Genomic DNA, 16542 nt, shown 5'->3' on the forward strand with positions numbered 1-16542 from the left:
CAAAGTGATCTCCGTGGGAGAGCGGAGGTCGTTGGTGGTCGCGTCGCAATGCGACTCACTGAACCTTCTCTCGTTCCTCCCCGACGCGGGGCATCAGGTGTCGACGGCCCTGCTCGACCCCGAGATCGGCGGCTGCGTGCCCGCCCTCGGAGACGGCCGCGGCCTGCTCGTCGACCCGACCATGGTCGAGCTCGACGACGCGCTCGTGGAGGCCTTCGAGCGCGCGTCGGACGACGAGGCGACGCTCTTCCTTTCGCTCGTCGGCCACGGCGAGTACGCCGACGACGACTTCTACTTCCTCACCAAGGACACCGGCCTGCCGGTGGACAGCCGCCGGTCGTTCCTGTTCGCCCAGCGCATCAAGGAACTCCTAGGCCGGTACTCGTTGCTCGACGGTCTGGTGATCCTGCTCGACACCTGTCACGCCGGCATCGGAGCGAGGCAGGCGGGTCAACGCTGGCTGAGGATCGTCGGCGAAGCGGGTAAGCGCTTCGACCTGCTCACCGCCTCGGACGACCGCGTCGCGGCCAACGGGTGCTTCAGCCGGTCGCTGGTCTCGGTACTGCGGTCGGGGCACACGGAGTTCGGCGAACGCGTCCGGTGCGCGGATCTCAAACGGGTGATCACCGGCCTGTGCCCGATGCAGACCGCCATCCACCTCGGTTTCGACGGCACCCGTGAGGTGGCCGAGGCCGATCAAGGGCTGTGGCTCGCGCTGAACTCCTCCCCCGCTTGGCGGCGTTCGCCGCTGGCGGGTAACCCCGCCGCGCCCACGATCGAACGGCTGACCGCGAACTATCAGCCGGATCCGAAACTCGGCGAGACCGTCGGGCGCCTGCTCACCGGCGCCCGGCTGGTCGCGATCACCGGTGAAGCCGGCGCGGGGAAGTCGACCATGCTGGCCGCGCTCGCCCGGCCGTCGGTGGCGGGATCCTATGTGCCGCCCGACTTCCTGCACGCCGTACTGTTCGCGGGCCGCGGTGACACGGCCGAGCGGCTCGCGCGGGAACTGGCCCGCCAGCTGCGGCGCACCGTGCCCGGTTTCGCCGAAGCCGAGCAGGCGCACCACGCCGGGCTCGACGACGCCGCCCGCAGCGGCGCGAGCGCCTTCGACCTGGCGCTGCTCGGTCCGCTTCGGACGCTCGCTCCACAGTGGACCGGAGCGCCGGTGCGGATCGCGATCGACGGTCTCGACGACCTCGACCCCGACGTCCGGGAACGGCTGTGCGGGCTGGTCCGGAGCCTGTCGACGGAAGCGGGTTTGGAACCGGTGACGACGGTCGTGGCGACCCGGGAGCCGGCGCGCCTTCCGCCCGCGACGGAGGTTCCGCTGGTACGGGCCGTCCCGTTCGAACCGTTGACGCCGGACGGGCGGTGGGAGCCGAGCGCCGATCCCGCTCCGGCGGCGCGGCAGCAGACGGGCACCGGCGGTTGGGGCGGCTACGACACCGGCTCGCCCACTTCACCGAGGATCACCCCGGCCACGCTGATCATCGACGTCCCCGGTCAGCCGCCCGCGCACCACGACCTGTCCTTCGGGCTCACGACACTCGGCCGCAGCAGGAACGCCGCGATCCGGCTCGGGGACTCGCGGGTGTCCCGGCTGCACTGCAAGATCCGCTGGGACGGCACGAACGCGTGGCTGACCGACCTGGATTCCGCCAACGGCACCTTCGTCAACGGACAGCGGATGCCGGCAGCCACGCTGGCACATGGTGACGTGCTCCGGCTCGGCGATTCGACGGTCACCTTCATCAGCGTCGCCCAGGCGGACGACGAAGAAGCCGACGTCGAGCAGGGCACCGGTGCGGTGGCCTCGCCGCGGCCGGGGCACGCCGTTCTGCTGGAGCTGCTGGGGCTGGCCTCGACCCGCGGGCCCATCCCGATCTCGATCCTCACCGCGGCGAGCAGGACAAGCGGCGGCCCGTCGAAGACCGTCCACATCCGTGATCTGCTCGCGGGTCTCGGAACCGAGGTGACCCGGACCCAGCCAGGGCTACCAAGCGAAACCGTGCTGTGGACCGTCGGTCGCGTCACGGTCTCTGCGGGCACCATGGCGCGCCTGCATGCACACCTGGCCGACGCAACAGCGAGGGTGGCCCCCGTGGTCGGAAACGACGAACCGACGCAAGAGCAGGCCTACGCGATCGCCAACGAAGCCGAACTGTTCTGGCTCGCCGGACTCCACGAAGACGCTCTCGCCGCGTTGGAGCGCCGGGCGTCGCACATTCCCGTCGAGAACCGGGAACGCTGGGCGGCCTGGGCGCGACGCGCGGAACGGGAACTCGGCGGGACCGACCGGATCACGTTGCGCTGCAAGGCCCGGCACGCGACGTGGACCGGCAAGGCGGGCGACGCGGCCGCGGCACTCGCCCGGTTCCAAGAGCTGTTGCCGATCGCCACGGCCACCCTGTCGAGTGGCGACGAAGAGGTCTTGAGCATTCGCCACAACATCGGCTACCTCCTCATGGAACTCGGCCGCTTCGACGAGTCCCGAGCGGCGTTCGAAGCCCTTGTCCGGGACGCCACCCACGCTCTCGGAGCCGATCATCGCGAGACGCTGCACGCCCGGCACCTACTCGCGGTGGCGACGGGCAAGACCGGGAACGGGGCGGAGTCCCTCCGCCTCTCCCGGGAGCTGCTGCCGCGGGCGAAACAGGCGCTGGGCGACGACGAGATCGTCGGCCACGTCCGGCACAACATCGCGTTCTGGAGCGCCGAAATCGAGCACCCCCCCCCGTCGTTTCGGAGTATCGACGGCTCCTCACCGAAGCGACGGGACGGCTGAATGAACGCCATCCCGACGTCCTCGACCTCCGGTTCGGCCTCGCGCTCGCCCTCGCCAAGGCGGGCCAGGTCACCGAGGCGCTCTCGACCTGGACCCTGCTGCTCGGCGATTCCGTCGAGGTCCGCGGCGAACGGCACGACGAAACCCGGAAGATCCGCGAGCAGCTCGAGTACTGGGGTACGCGGGAGTGAGCGGTGAGCGCACTGCGGATCGCGCTCCTGACCTACCGCGGGAACCCGCGCAGCGGCGGTCAGGGCGTGTACGTCCGGCATCTGAGCCGCGAACTCGCCGCGCTGGGGCATCACGTCGAGGTGCTGTCCGGGCCTCCGTACCCGGAGGTCGATGACGGCGTGCGGTTGACGAAGATCCCCGGGCTCGACCTGTTCGCGGAGCCGAATCCCTTCCGGACACCGCGGCCGAAGGAACTGCGTGATCTGCCGTCCTGGGTGGAATTCCTCGGCATGCGGCGCGGCGGCTTCCCCGAACCCCTCGCGTTCTCCCTGCGTGCCGCGCGCCATCTCGCGAAGCGCCGGGGCGAATTCGACCTCGTCCACGACAACCAGGGGCTCGGCTACGGCATGCTCCACTGTGGACTGCCGACGGTCGCCACCGTCCACCACCCGATCGCCGTGGACCGGGCGTTGAAGCTCGCCACCGTCACCGGACGCGAGGCGGCACGGGTCGCGCGGTGGTACGGGTTCGTGGAAATGCAGCACCGTGTCGCGCGGCGGCTGCCGACGCTGACGGTGTCCCAGGCATCCCGCGCGGCCATCGGCCGAGAAATGGGTGTGCCGGAGGACCGGATCCACGTCGTCCCGCTCGCCGCCGACAGCAGGGTCTTCCGGCCGCGCCCGGAGATTTCGCGGGTCCCGGGGCGCGTCGTGGCCACCGCCAGCGCCGACGAGCCGTTGAAGGGGCTCGAACATCTCCTGTCGGCGTGGGAACGGATCGAGGGCGAACTGGTGATCGTCGGCAAACCGAAACCCGACGGCCCGGCGGCGCGGGCACTCGCCCGGCTCGGTCCCGGCGCCGGCGTCCGCTTCGTCAGCGGGCTGACCGACGACGAACTCGCGCGGTTGCTCTGCTCCGCCGAAATCGCTTGTATCCCTTCGCTGTTCGAGGGGTTCTCGCTTCCGGCCGCCGAGGCGATGGCCTGCGGGACACCGGTCGTCGCGACGACGGGCGGGGCGCTTCCCGAGGTCGTCGGCGACGCGGGGATCCTGGTGCCGCCGGGCGATGTCCCGGCGCTCGCGGAAGCGCTCACCAAGGTCCTCGGCGACGAACACCTGCGCGCCGACCTCGCGGCCCGCGGCCTGGAGGCGGCCGGGACATTGAGCTGGCGGCGCACCGCCGAGGAGACCGCGGCGTACTACCGGCGCGTCCTCGGCCGGGAGCGTGCCGGATGCTGACCGTCGACTTCGACCGGTTCCCCGTCGGCCCCGGCGACCGCGTGCTCGATCTCGGCTGCGGGGACGGCCGCCACGCCTACGAGGCGTACAAACGCGGCGCGGACGTGGTCGCCGCCGACCTCGACGACACCGCGCTCAAACACGTGCGGGACATGTTCGCCAACCTGGCGGAGGCGGGCGAGGCTCCCGCCACCGCTTCGGCGCTGGCCGTCCGCGCGGACGCCCTCAAGCTTCCGTTCCCCAGCGGTTCGTTCACCCGGGTGATCGTGGCCGAGACGCTGGAGCACATCCACGCCGACCGGAGGGTGCTCGCGGAGGCGAGCCGTGTCCTGGCGCCCGGCGGCAGGCTCGTGGCGACCGTGCCGCGCTGGTGGCCGGAGCGGATCTGCTGGCTGCTCTCGGACGCGTATCACGAGGTCGAAGGCGGGCACATCCGGATCTACCGCCGCCGCGAACTGCTCGGCAAGCTCAGGGAAGCGGGGCTGTCGACGACCGGTGGCCATCACGCGCACGCCCTGCACTCGCCGTATTGGTGGCTCAAATGCGCGGTCGGTCCCGACGAAGAGCACCGGCTCTGCGCGCTGTACCACCGGTTCCTGGTCTGGGACATCATGCGGAGCCCCCGGCCGGTGCGGTTCGCCGAGTGGGCGCTGAATCCCGTGCTCGGCAAGAGCCTCGTCGTCTACGCGCGCAAACCGTGAAGGCCACCGCCGCCGGTATCGCGGACGTGCAGCGGCCCGACGGCGGGATCCCTTGGGAGACCGGCGGGCACCTCGATCCGTGGAACCATCTCGAAGCCGCCATGGGACTGGACGTCGCCGGGTTCAGCGCCGAGGCCGAAGCGGCGTACGACTGGCTCGTCCGGAACCAGCGTCCCGACGGATCCTGGGCTGCCCGGTACCGCGGCGGCGGAATCGACTTGTCCACTATGGACACGAACTTCACCGCCTACGTCGCGGTCGGGACACGGCACCATTACCTGTTGACCGGAGACCGCGTCCGGCTGGAGCGAATGTGGCCCGTCGTGGACAGGGCCATCGACGCCGTCCTTCGGCGGCAGCAGCCGTCGGGTGCCATCTCCTGGCGCGACGACCCCGAAATCCGGTTGGTCACGGGATGCAGCAGCATCCACCACGCGCTGACGCAGGCGCTGGCGCTCGCGTCCACGCTGGGGCTGGACCGTCCACAATGGCGGGACGCGGCGCACCGGCTGCGGGCGGCCCTGATCGGCGAGCCGCGGCTGTTCGCGCCGAAACCGCACGCGATGGACTGGTACTACCCGGTTCTGGGCTCCGTGGTGACCGGTGCCGACGCCTCGGCGCGACTGGCGGCGGACTGGGACCGGTTCGTCGTACCCGGCCTTGGGGTGCGCTGCGTGCACCACGAGCCATGGGTCACCGGCGGGGAGACCGCCGAACTGGCGCTGACCCTCGCCGCCCGCGGCGACCGGGCCCGCGCGGCCGAACTCCTCGCGTGCCTCACCCGGCTCCGGCTCGACGACGGCTCGTACTGGACCGGCTATCAGTACGCGGACGAGGAATTCTGGCCGGACGAGCGCACCACGTGGACCTCGGGCGCCGTCCTCCTGGCGACCGCCGCCCTCGATGGCGACCCGGCCACCTGCGAAGTCTTCGGCGAACACCGCATTTAGTCCTCTGGATGCGATCCTTGCTTGTGCAAGTACCGCATCCAGAGGACTGAATGCGTGCTACTCAGGCCTCGTCTTCCTCCAGCATGTCCGGGGTGACCGCGGATTCGGTGTCCGGAATGCCTTGTTCCTTCGCCTTCTTGTCGGCCATCGCCAGCAGGCGGCGGATCCGGCCGGCGACGGCGTCCTTCGTCATCTGCGGATCGGACAGCTGGCCCAGCTCTTCGAGCGAGGCCTGCCGGTTCGACAGGCGCAGTTTGCCCGCGGCGAGCAGGTGCTCCGGCGCGGAGTCGCCGAGGATGTCCAGCGCGCGCTCCACCCGCGCCGCCGCCGCGACGGCCGCGCGGGCCGAACGCCGCAGGTTCGCGTCGTCGAAGTTCGCGAGCCGGTTCGCGGTGGCGCGCACCTCGCGACGCATGCGCCGCTCTTCCCAGGCGAGCACGCTCGTGTGCGCGCCGAGCCGGGTGAGCAGCGCGCCGATGGCGTCGCCGTCACGCACGACGACCCGGTCCGCGCCGCGGACCTCGCGTGACTTGGCCTGGATGCCCATCCGCCGGGCGGCGCCGACGAGCGCCAGCGCGGCCTCGGGGCCGGGGCAGGTGACTTCGAGCGACGACGAGCGCCCGGGTTCGGTGAGCGAACCGTGCGCCAGGAACGCGCCGCGCCAGGCGGCTTCCGCGTCGGCGACCCCGCCGGACACGACGGCGGCGGGCAGCCCGCGCACCGGACGGCCGCGCTGGTCGATCAGGCCGGTCTGCCGGGCGAGCCCCTCGCCGTCCTTGACCACCCGGACGACGTACCTCGTGCCTTTGCGCAATCCGCTGGAGGAGATGACGTGGACGTCGGACTGGTGCCCGTACAGTTCGTGGATCTCCTTGCGCAGCCGCCTCGCCACCGAACCGGTGTCGAGTTCGGCCTCCACCACGACGCGGCCGGCCACGATGTGCAGCCCGCCCGCGAATCGCAGCATCGACGCGACCTCCGCGCGGCGTGGGCCGATCTTGGTGATCTCCAGCCGGCTCAGCTCGTCCTTCACGGCGGCGGTCATCGCCATCGCTGCCCCTCCATACCTTCAGCTCCTCCCCCGGTGAGACTCCAGAGCGTCTCGCATACAGCCCGCGAGCGCATCAGGATCATGCCGCCCCGTCACGACCGGGTCAGCCACCGCCCCCAGCAACGCCCGCGCGCCCAGTCTCCCGGCCGCGTCCCGCAACCGGGCTGGTGAGGGCACCGAGTCCCGGTCCGCGATGACCGCGTCCACCCGCAATTCCGGGGCGTGTTCGAAGAGTACGTCCAAATGCTTCTCCGGCGAGAACCCCGCGGTCTCCCCCGGTTGGGGGATCAGGTTGAGGATCACGACCTTCGTGGCGTCCGTTCGGAGCAACGCGTCGTGCAGATCCGGCACCAGCAGATGGGGCAGCACACTGGTGAACCACGACCCCGGGCCGAGGAACACCACGTCCGCGCCGAGCACCGCCTCGATCGCCTCGGCGCAGCCGCGTGGCGGCCGATCGGCCTGGCCCGCCGGGTGGAGGCTGATCCGGTGCACCTGCCCCGGCGTCGTCGCCACCGCCACCTGACCGCGGATCCGCCGGAGCGCCCCGGGATTCTCGGCGTCCAGCCCCGAAACCTCGCCCTGGATCTCCAGCGGTTCGGGTGACATCGGCAGGACGCGGCCGGAGATACCCATGAGCCTGCTCGCCTCGTCGAGCGCGGCGACCGGATCCCCGAGCACCTCGAACAACCCGGCCAGCAACAGGTTCCCGACCGCGTGCCCGGCGAGCGCGCCGTCACCGCCGAAGCGGTGCTGGAACACCTCCGCCCACAAGGTCCCGCCGTCTTCGGCGGCGAACGCGGCGAAGGCCTGCCGCAGGTCGCCCGGCGGCAGCAGCCCGAGTTCCCGGCGCAGCCTGCCGGACGAGCCCCCGTCGTCCGCGACGGTGACCACGGCGGTGACCTGCGAGGTCACCCGGCGCAACGCGGTGAGGGTGGCGTGCAGGCCGTGCCCGCCCCCCAGTGCGACCGCGCGCGGTTCACTCGCGGCCAAGGTCGCGGTGCACCACCTTCACGGCCATACCGTCCTCATTGGACAGACGCTGGGCGAGCTCCTCGGAAATGGCGACACTGCGGTGCTTCCCGCCCGTGCAGCCGACGGCCAGCGTCAGGTACCGCTTGCCCTCGCGCTTGTAGCCCGCGCCGATCAGGCGCAGCAGCTGGTGGTAGCGGTCGAGGAACTCGTCCGCGCCTTCCTGGCTGAGCACGTAGTTGCGGACCTCGCCTTCGAGACCGGTGTGGTCGCGCAGCTCCGGGATCCAGAACGGGTTCGGCAGGAAACGGACGTCCATCACCAGGTCGGCGTCCATCGGGAGGCCGTACTTGTAGCCGAACGAGAGCACGGTGACGCGGGTCTGCGTGCTCGACTCGGAACCGAAGGCGTCCTCGATCTTGGCGCGCAGGTCGTGCACCGAAAGCGACGACGTGTCGAGCACGAGGTCGGCCTCTTCCCGCAGCGGCTCCAGGAGCGTGCGCTCGGCGGTGATGCCGTCGGCGAGCCTGCCGTCGCCCTGCATCGGGTGCCCGCGGCGGACGGCCTCGAACCGGCGCACCAGCACCGCGTCCGTGGCCTCCAGGAACAGGACACGCGGCTTGTACCCGCGGGCGTCGAGGTCCTTGATGACCGAAGCCAGGTCGTCGGTGAACGCGCGCGAGCGCACGTCCATCACCACGGCGACCTTCGTGATCGCGCCCCGCGCCTGCGCGCCGAGCTCGACCATGGTGGCGATCAGCTCGGGGGGCAGGTTGTCCACCACGAACCAGCCCAGATCCTCCAGGCATTTCGCGGCGGTGCTGCGGCCGGCGCCGGACAGACCGGAAACGACCGCGACCTCCATCCCCGAACCGCGGCCTTCTTCTTGCGCACTCACGATGGTCCCTTCACCGGTCACGTACTGGACTCCCCCGCCGCCGCGGCTGTCTCCCCTGCGAGTGCCGCGACGACCGCTTCGGCGGTGCGCCTGCCGAAGCCGGGCACCGCCTCGATCTCCTCTATCCGCGCTTCGCGGAGTTTCTTCACCGAGCCGAAATGCTTGATCAGCGCGGTACGGCGAGCCTGCCCCAGTCCGGGCACACCGTCCAATGCGGACACCTGCATCCGCTTGGACCGCTTCTCCCGGTGGTACCGGATGGCGAAGCGGTGCGCCTCGTCGCGCAGCCGCTGCAGCAGATACAGCGCGTCGGAGGTGCGCGGCAGGATCACCGGATCGGGATCGCCCGGCAGCCACACCTCCTCCAGCCGCTTCGCCAGGCCGACCACGGCGACGTCGGTGACGCCCAACTCGGAAAGGACGTCCGCCGCGGCCGTGGCCTGCGGGCCCGCGCCGTCGACGACGAGCAGGTTCGGCGCGTACGCGAACTTGCGCGGTTTGCCGGTCTCCGGGTCGATGCCCGGGCGCTCCGGATCGACCTCGGCACCTTCGGCGTTCTCTTTGAGATAGCGGTAAAAACGGCGCCGGACGACCTCGGCGATCGAAGCGACGTCGCCCTCTTCCGCGGCCTCGCGCAAGGCGAAACGCCGGTACTCGGACTTGCGCGGGATCCCGTCCTCGAACACCACGAGCGAGGCCACCACGTCACTGCCCTGGATATGGCTGATGTCGACGCATTCGATGCGCAGCGGCGCGGTTTCCAGCGCCAGGTAATCCTGCAGTTCCGCCAGCGCGGCCGAACGCGCCGTGAGATCGCCGGCGCGGCGCAGCTTGTGCTGGGTGAACGCCTCGCCGGCGTTGCGCGTCACCGTCTCCGCCAGCGCGCGCTTGTCCCCGCGCTGCGGCACCCGCAGGCTCACCCTCGACCCACGCAGCCCGGAAAGCCATTCACCGAGCGCCTCGGCGTCGGCGGGCAGCTCGGGGACGAGGACCTCGCGCGGGACCGGCGACCCGAGGTCGGGGTCGTCCGCGCGTTCGGCCTCCTCACCGTAGAACTGCGTGAGGAAATGGTCGACGAGATCCTTGACGTCCATCTCCTCTGCCTTGTCGATCACCCAGCCGCGCTGGCCCCGGACCCGGCCGCCGCGCACGTGGAAGACCTGGACGGCGGCTTCGAGTTCGTCGTGGGCGAAGGCGACGACGTCCGCGTCGGTGCCGTCACCGAGCACGACCGCCTGCTTCTCCATCGCGCGCCGCAACGCGCCGAGGTCGTCGCGCAGCCGGGCCGCGCGCTCGAACTCCAGCTCTTCGGACGCGGCCGCCATTTCCTGTTCCAGGCGGCGGATCAGCGCGTCGGTGCGGCCGGCGAGGAAGTCACAGAAGTCCTCGACGATGGCGCGGTGTTCGTCGGCCGAAACCTTGCCGACGCACGGAGCGGAGCACTTGCCGATGTAACCGAGCAGGCAGGGCCTGCCGATCTGGCCGTGCCGTTTGAAGACGCCCGCCGAGCAGGTGCGCGCCGGGAAGACGCGGAGCAGCAGGTCGAGCGTTTCGCGGATGGCCCAGGCGTGCGCGTACGGACCGAAGTACCGCACGCCCTTCTTGCGCGCGCCGCGATAGACGTGCAGGCGCGGGAACTCCTCGTTCATCGTGACCGCGAGGACCGGATAGCTCTTGTCGTCGCGGTACCGGACGTTGAACCGCGGGTCGAACTCCTTGATCCAGTTGTACTCCAGCTGGAGCGCCTCGACCTCGGTGCTCACCACGGTCCACTCGACGCTCGCCGCCGTCGTCACCATCTGGCGCGTGCGCGGGTGCAAGCCGGTGAGGTCCGCGAAGTAGGAGTTCAGCCTGCTTCGGAGGCTTTTCGCCTTGCCGACGTAGATGACCCTCTTCGTGGCGTCACGGAATTTGTACACGCCAGGGGCGTCCGGGATGCTCCCCGGCGAGGGACGGTAGGTGGTCGGGTCAGCCACGCCGCCAAGCCTATGGGGCACCACCGACAGTCTTGCGAGCCCCCATGCTCTAGCCCTCATTCGAGTGGCGCCTACCACGATGCGGTCCGTATTTCATTACGTATACCGACCTAAGTCGGGTCTTCGGCCGGATCCGACGTTCGTTGGTTCCTAGCGGGTGAACCGGGTGATTACTTTCCGTCCCAGTTCCACTTCACTCGGTTCTTCGTCAGATGACGCTCGAAAGGACTCCTGCACCGTGAGCCGTCTTCGTACGCTGGGCGCCGCCACCCTCGCCGCCGCAGCCCTCACCATGACCGCCGGCGCGACCGCCTCCGCGGGCACCCCCACCGGTGTCCAGCCCAACATCGTGGGCGGCGGCACCGCCCCCACCGTGAGCTGGGGCGCCCAGGTCTACGTCAACACCCCGGGCCGTCAGTGGGACGGGTTCAACTGCTCCGGCAGCGTCATCGCCCAGCGCTGGGTCCTGACCGCCAAGCACTGCCTCGACTCCGACGGCAGCGGCATGCGGGTCCGCGTCGGCAGCAACCAGCTCCAGGGCGGGCGTGAGATCGCCGTCGACCGCAAGGTGTCCTCGCCGAACGGTGCCGACATCTCCCTGCTGCACCTGGCCTCCGACGCCGGTGTCACGCCGATCAGCCTGGCCGGCTCGAACCCGCCGGTCGGCAGCACCAACCAGCTCTACGGCTGGGGCCGCGAGACCCCGACCGGCCCGCCCGCCTCGGCGCTGAAGGTGGCCGACGTCCGCGTCACCGGCAGCTCGCGCGACGCCTACGGCGGCCCGGCCATCCAGAGCGTCGGCATCAACGGCTCGGCGTGGAAGGGCGACTCGGGCGGCCCCCAGGTCTACAACGGCGTCCAGGTCGGTGTCGCTTCGACCGTGCAGAACCAGAGCGGCTCGAACATCCGCGGCACCAACAACTACGGCAGCGTCGCTTCGGCCCGCTCCTGGATCCGCTCGACCACCGGGGTCTGACCTCCACCCCGGTGAAAGGGCCCTCCGGGACGCGACCCGTCCCGGAGGGCCCTTTCGCGTCCGGGTGTCGGTGGGGTGTGGGACGCTCGCGGGCATGCGGATCGCGACCTGGAACGTGAACTCGATCGGGCCCCGGCTGCCGAGGGTGCTGGAGTGGCTCGGCTCGGTGCAGCCGGACGTGCTGTGCCTGCAGGAACTCAAGAGCGGCACCGACGCCTTCCCCTTCGACGCGGTGAAGGAACTCGGCTACGAGACGGCCGCGTACGGCATCGGGCGCTGGAACGGCGTCGCGATCTTGTCCCGCGTCGGGCTGGAAGACGTGACACGCGGGCTGACCGGCGAGCCCACCTTCGAGGACAAGGCCGACGCGCGGGCCATCGGCGCCACCTGCGGCGGGCTGCGGCTGTGGTCGGTGTACGTGCCGAACGGGCGCGACCTGGAGAACCCGCACTACGCCTACAAACTCGCCTGGCTTTCGGCGCTGGAGGCGACCGTGCGGGAGGAGCAGGCGCGCGGGCTGCCGTTCGCGGTGCTGGGCGACTTCAACATCGCGCCGACCGACGCGGACGTATGGGACATCGGCGTGTTCGCCGAATCGACGCACGTGACGGAGCCGGAGCGGAAGGCGCTCGCCGCGCTGCGCGATCTCGGGCTGTCGGACGTGTTCCCGCGGCCGCTGAAGTACGACCACCCGTTCACGTACTGGGACTACCGGGCGGGGAACTTCCCGAACAACAAGGGAATGCGGATCGACCTCGTGTACGCCGACGCGACGGTGGCCGGCGCGGTGACGGATTCCTATGTGGACCGTGAGGCGCGGAAGGGCAAGGGACCGTCGGACCACGCGCCGATCGTGGTGGATCTTTCGCTGTGAGCGGCCGGCGGGGGCGTGCCGGCTGGTCCTGGGTCGGGGTGGTCGTGAGTGGCGATTCGGGTTCTAACCCGAATCGCCACTCACGACCACCCCGACCCACCACGTTCCGGCGTCCCTGGCCGCCCGCGGTATGTGAGGGCCCCGAACGCGATGAAAGGCCCCTTCATCGCACGCCAGGGAGAGAGCCGCGTCAGCCTTCCCAGGCCGCTTTGTGCAACTTCCGCAGCGCCCGAACCGCGGCCACCGCGCGTTCCCGGTCCACCGCCTGCACGGCCATGACCGAGTAGTACTCGTCGTCCGGCAGCTCGAGCCGCGCCCACGAGGCCCCGTCCGGGAAGCTCACCGAGAGCACCTCGCTCCACGCGAACTTCTTGGTCATCAGCACGTTCCGGACCTCGATGCCGTCGGCGTCGGCCTTCACGCGCGCGGTCGCGAACAGCATCGTGCCCGCGGCGAGCAGGACCCCGATGCCGATCATCGCCGCCTGGTCGGACGGCTGGAAGATCACGCCGGTGTCCGAGCCGCGCAGCAGAACCGCGACGACCACGAACGTCGCCAGCATGATCACCGCCAGCACCGAGCACATCACCAGGGCACGGCGGGGCCGCACCACCACGACCTCGGACTCCGTCATCACATCCGCCTCGACGCTCACACGAAACCCCGCTCGGTCCATGGCTGGCGCAGGTTCCGCAGCGCGTGCGCGGCGTCCAGCGCGGCGACCGTCGCTTCGTAGCCCTTGTCCTCGACGGAGCCGGGCAGCCCCGACCGGTCGAGGGCCTGCTGCTCGGTGTCGCAGGTGAGCACGCCGTTGCCGACCGGGGTGCTCTCGTCGAGCGCGACCCTGGTCAGCCCCGCGGTGACCGCGTCGCAGACGTACTCGAAATGCGGCGTCCCGCCCCGGATGACCACGCCCAGCGCGACGACCGCGTCGTGCGTGCGGGCCAGCGCCTGCGCGGCGACGGGCAGTTCGACGGCGCCCGCGACGCGCACGACCGTCGGCTCCTCCTCCAGGTCGGCCGCCTTGGCCGCCTCGAGGGCGCGTTCCAGCAGCGCGCTCGTGATCTTCGTGTGCCAGCGCGTGGCCACGATCCCGAGCCGGATGTTCTTACAGTCGGACAGGTCGAGTTCGACGTCCGGACGGCCCTCGCCGCTCACCGCGTGCCACCTCCGTTGCCCTGGTCGACCTCGGCGCCGACCTGGTCGAAATGCTCCAGCTGGGACAGGTCGTGCCCCATCCGGTCCCGTTTGGTCTTGAGGTAGCGCAGGTTCTCCGGGTTCGGCGAGATCGGCAGCGACACCCGCCCGCTCACCCGCAGGCCGTAGCCCTCCAGCCCGACGCGCTTGGCCGGGTTGTTCGTCAGCAGCCGCATCGAGCGGACGCCGAGGTCGCACAGGATCTGCGCGCCGGTGCCGTAGTCCCGCGCGTCGGCGGGGACGCCGAGCTGCAGGTTCGCGTCGACGGTGTCCGCGCCCGCGTCCTGCAGCTGGTAGGCCTGCAGTTTGTGCAGCAGCCCGATGCCGCGGCCCTCGTGGCCGCGGATGTAGAGCACGATGCCGCGCCCTTCCTTGGCGACCGCTTCCAGCGCGGCCTCCAGCTGCGGGCCGCAGTCGCAGCGCAGCGAGCCGAAGACGTCGCCGGTCAGGCACTCGGAGTGCACGCGGACCAGGATGTCCTCGCCGTCGCCGATCTCGCCGTAGACGAACGCGATGTGCTCGATCCCGTCGAGCAGGCTGTCGTAGCCGACCGCCCGGAAGGTGCCCGCGGCCAGCGGGATACGCGCCTCGGCGACCCGCTCGACCTGCTTCTCGGTGCGCCGCCGGTACGCGATCAGGTCGGCGATGGTGATCATCTTGAGGTCGTGGTCCGCGGCGAAGACCTCGAGTTCGTCGCGGCGGGCCATGTCGCCCTCGTCCTTCTGCGAAACGATCTCGCAGAGCACGCCGGACGGCGAGAGCCCGGCGAGCCGGGCCAGGTCGACGGCGGCCTCGGTGTGCCCCGGGCGCCGCAGGACGCCGCCCTGCTTGGCACGCAGCGGGACCACGTGGCCGGGCCGCCGGAAGTCCGACGCCTTCGACGCCGGGTCGGCGAGCAGCCGGACGGTGTGCGACCGGTCGGCCGCGGAGATACCGGTGGTGATGCCCTCGGCGGCGTCGACCGTGACGCTGTACGCGGTGCCGCGCTGGTCCTGGTTCGTGTGGTACATCGGCGGCAGATCGAGCCGGTCCGCCTCGGGCTCGGTCAGCGCCACGCAGACGTACCCCGAGGTGTAGCGCACCATGAAGGCCATCAGCTCCGGCGTGGCCTTCTCCGCCGCGAAGATCAGGTCGCCCTCGTTCTCGCGGTCCTCGTCGTCCACCACGACGACCGGACGGCCCGCCTTGATGTCGGCGATGGCCGCCTCGATGGCATCGGCGTTCACGGCCACCCCGCCTCCACAGGGGGTCAGCCCGGCCGACCCCGGAATCGCACTCGTCTCGCTCACGCCCGCTCCTCCGTACCGCCATTGTCCCCCTGCGCGCGCAGGTGCGGCATGGCCAGCTTCTCGACGTATTTGGCGACCACGTCGACCTCGAGGTTCACCAGGTCACCCGGGGTGTTCCGGCCGAGGGTGGTCAGTTCGAGGGTGGTCGGGATCAGGGCCACGGAGAACTCCTCGTCGGTCACCGAAGCGACCGTGAGGGAGACGCCGTCGACCGCGATCGACCCCTTCTCGACGACGTACCGGGACAGCTTCTTCGGCAGCGCGAACGTGGTGAGTCCCACCTCGTCGCGTTTGAGGAAGACGCCGGTGCCGTCGACATGGCCCTGCATGATGTGCCCGCCGAGCCTGCCGCCCGCCGGCGTCGCGCGTTCGAGGTTCACGACGTCGCCGACGTGCACCTTCGCGAGGCTGGAGCGCTGCAGGGTCTCGTGCACGACATCGACGGTAAACTCACCGCCCGCCACCGCGACCACGGTGAGGCACACGCCACTCACCGCGATGGAGTCGCCGTGCCCGGCGTCGCTGGTCACCAGCGGCCCCCGCACGGTCAGTCTCGCGGCGTTCGGGATCTGCTCGACCGCGGTGACCTCGCCGAGTTCCTCGACAATGCCGGTGAACACTCCTGCTGCCCTCCTCCTGGGTCGCACCGTCGCTGGAAACGGTGCTTCCCTCATCCAACACCCACCGGGACCGATTCCTTCTCCTGACCCGACGGCGGATCACGAGGCGGGATCAGCCGCGGACGCGGGCCGCCTGCTCGCGCAGGGCCGCGACGGCCTTACCAGGGTCTTCGGCGCCGTAGACGGCGGAACCGGCGACGAAGCAGTCCACGCCGGCCTCGGCGGCCTGCTCGATGGTGTCGGCGTTGATCCCGCCGTCGATCTCCACGACGAGCTTGAGGTGGCCGGTGTCGACCAGGCGCCGTGCGGTGCGGACCTTGTCGAGGACGCCCTCGATGAACGACTGCCCGCCGAAACCGGGCTCGACCGACATCACCAGCAGCGTGTCGTAGTGCTTGAGGGTCTCGAGGTGGTCCTCGATCGGCGTGTTCGGCTTGATCGACAGGCCGGCCTTCGCCCCGGCGGCGCGCAGGTTCTTCGCCAGCGCGATCGGGTCGTGCGCGGCCTCGACGTGCACGGTGACGTTGTAGGCGCCCGCCTCGGCGTACCCGATGGCCCACTTGTCGGGGTTCTCGATCATCAGGTGGCAGTCGATCGGCACGTCGGTGGCCTTGAGCAGCGACTTCACCACGGGGAGCCCGAGGGTCAGGTTCGGCACGAAATGCGCGTCCATGACGTCGACGTGGACCCAGTCCGCGCGAGTGTCCCCCTCGCCCGCGACGGCGCGGATCTCGTCGCCGAGCCGGGCGAAGTCCGCGGAGAGGATGCTGGGTGCGATCAAAGGTCGGTGAGCCACGCGCCCGAGTGTAGGAGGGCGCCGCTAACGCCCGCTAACCGGCTG

Annotated in this window: 15 protein-coding genes; 6 read left to right on the forward strand and 9 right to left on the reverse strand. The window is 70.7% G+C overall.

Going from position 1 to position 16542, the window contains the following annotated elements; translation table 11 throughout:
* Positions 1-4: 4 nt before the first annotated feature.
* From NQK81_RS08245 to NQK81_RS08260, 4 genes are all read left to right on the forward strand, one after another.
* The gene (locus NQK81_RS08245; protein ID WP_257487733.1) at positions 5-2788 is read left to right on the forward strand and encodes an FHA domain-containing protein; all 2784 of its coding nucleotides are present in this window, start codon (positions 5-7) and stop codon (positions 2786-2788) included.
* A 194-nt stretch (positions 2789-2982) separates the two neighbouring features.
* The gene (locus NQK81_RS08250; protein ID WP_257487734.1) at positions 2983-4197 is read left to right on the forward strand and encodes a glycosyltransferase family 4 protein; all 1215 of its coding nucleotides are present in this window, start codon (positions 2983-2985) and stop codon (positions 4195-4197) included.
* Entirely contained in the window at positions 4191-4898 is a 708-nt protein-coding gene (locus NQK81_RS08255; protein ID WP_257487735.1) for a class I SAM-dependent methyltransferase, read from the forward strand. The genes NQK81_RS08250 and NQK81_RS08255 overlap by 7 nt, the downstream gene beginning before the upstream one ends.
* Positions 4895-5848: a prenyltransferase/squalene oxidase repeat-containing protein gene (locus NQK81_RS08260; RefSeq protein ID WP_257487736.1), complete on the forward strand. Its 954-nt coding sequence runs from the start codon at positions 4895-4897 to the stop codon at positions 5846-5848. The genes NQK81_RS08255 and NQK81_RS08260 overlap by 4 nt, the downstream gene beginning before the upstream one ends.
* Before the next feature lie 61 nt (positions 5849-5909).
* On the opposite strand, the gene whiA is transcribed toward NQK81_RS08260, so the two are convergent.
* Genes whiA through uvrC form a run of 4 tightly spaced genes read right to left on the reverse strand, consistent with a single transcriptional unit; the run spans position 5910 to position 10745 of the window.
* On the reverse strand, positions 5910-6899 hold the full coding sequence (gene whiA / locus NQK81_RS08265) for a DNA-binding protein WhiA (RefSeq protein ID WP_072027837.1): 990 nt from the start codon (positions 6897-6899) through the stop codon (positions 5910-5912).
* An 18-nt stretch (positions 6900-6917) separates the two neighbouring features.
* Positions 6918-7892, reverse strand: coding sequence for a gluconeogenesis factor YvcK family protein (locus NQK81_RS08270; RefSeq protein WP_126731751.1), 975 nt, complete (start codon positions 7890-7892; stop codon positions 6918-6920).
* Positions 7879-8736 carry an RNase adapter RapZ gene (gene rapZ, locus NQK81_RS08275; protein WP_126731933.1) on the reverse strand — a complete coding sequence of 286 codons (858 nt, stop codon included), beginning with the start codon at positions 8734-8736 and terminating at the stop codon, positions 7879-7881. Before rapZ ends, NQK81_RS08270 begins: the two co-directional genes overlap by 14 nt.
* Before the next feature lie 50 nt (positions 8737-8786).
* Complete coding sequence (gene uvrC, locus NQK81_RS08280) at positions 8787-10745, reverse strand: excinuclease ABC subunit UvrC (protein WP_126731749.1); 1959 nt, start codon at positions 10743-10745, stop codon at positions 8787-8789.
* A gap of 238 nt (positions 10746-10983) precedes the next feature.
* Here uvrC and NQK81_RS08285 point away from each other — a divergent pair, with 238 nt between their 5' ends.
* Both NQK81_RS08285 and NQK81_RS08290 read left to right on the forward strand, forming a co-directional pair.
* A complete protein-coding gene (locus tag NQK81_RS08285) occupies positions 10984-11721 on the forward strand; it encodes a S1 family peptidase (protein WP_257487737.1) in 738 nt (245 codons plus the stop codon).
* Between the two features lie 94 nt (positions 11722-11815).
* A complete protein-coding gene (locus NQK81_RS08290; RefSeq protein WP_257487738.1) occupies positions 11816-12595 on the forward strand; it encodes an exodeoxyribonuclease III in 780 nt (259 codons plus the stop codon).
* A 190-nt stretch (positions 12596-12785) separates the two neighbouring features.
* Here the strand turns inward: NQK81_RS08290 and NQK81_RS08295 are convergent, their stop codons facing one another.
* The 5 genes from NQK81_RS08295 to rpe form a co-directional block, all read right to left on the reverse strand.
* Positions 12786-13229 (reverse strand): PH domain-containing protein, encoded by a 444-nt coding sequence (locus NQK81_RS08295; protein WP_126731744.1) that lies wholly within the window; start codon positions 13227-13229, stop codon positions 12786-12788.
* Positions 13230-13246: 17 nt separating this feature from the next.
* Positions 13247-13753 carry a 6,7-dimethyl-8-ribityllumazine synthase gene (ribH, locus tag NQK81_RS08300; protein WP_034311710.1) on the reverse strand — a complete coding sequence of 169 codons (507 nt, stop codon included), beginning with the start codon at positions 13751-13753 and terminating at the stop codon, positions 13247-13249.
* A complete protein-coding gene (locus NQK81_RS08305) occupies positions 13750-15024 on the reverse strand; it encodes a bifunctional 3,4-dihydroxy-2-butanone-4-phosphate synthase/GTP cyclohydrolase II (RefSeq protein ID WP_185927029.1) in 1275 nt (424 codons plus the stop codon). The genes ribH and NQK81_RS08305 overlap by 4 nt, the downstream gene beginning before the upstream one ends.
* A 53-nt stretch (positions 15025-15077) precedes the next feature.
* Positions 15078-15701: a riboflavin synthase gene (locus NQK81_RS08310; RefSeq protein WP_126731741.1), complete on the reverse strand. Its 624-nt coding sequence runs from the start codon at positions 15699-15701 to the stop codon at positions 15078-15080.
* Positions 15702-15813: 112 nt separating this feature from the next.
* Positions 15814-16482: a ribulose-phosphate 3-epimerase gene (gene rpe, locus NQK81_RS08315; protein WP_126731931.1), complete on the reverse strand. Its 669-nt coding sequence runs from the start codon at positions 16480-16482 to the stop codon at positions 15814-15816.
* Between the last annotated feature and the right edge of the window lie 60 nt (positions 16483-16542).

The organism is Amycolatopsis roodepoortensis (assembly GCF_024628825.1).
GTDB lineage: Bacteria > Actinomycetota > Actinomycetes > Mycobacteriales > Pseudonocardiaceae > Amycolatopsis > Amycolatopsis roodepoortensis.

Coding starts and splice junctions, on each gene's coding strand:
- NQK81_RS08255 (WP_257487735.1), top strand. CDS start 4,191: ATGCTGACCGTCGACTTCGACCGGTTCCCCGTCGGCCCCGGCGACCGC.
- whiA (WP_072027837.1), bottom strand. CDS start 6,899: ATGGCGATGACCGCCGCCGTGAAGGACGAGCTGAGCCGGCTGGAGATC.
- NQK81_RS08290 (WP_257487738.1), top strand. CDS start 11,816: ATGCGGATCGCGACCTGGAACGTGAACTCGATCGGGCCCCGGCTGCCG.
- NQK81_RS08295 (WP_126731744.1), bottom strand. CDS start 13,229: ATGACGGAGTCCGAGGTCGTGGTGGTGCGGCCCCGCCGTGCCCTGGTG.
- rapZ (WP_126731933.1), bottom strand. CDS start 8,736: ATGGAGGTCGCGGTCGTTTCCGGTCTGTCCGGCGCCGGCCGCAGCACC.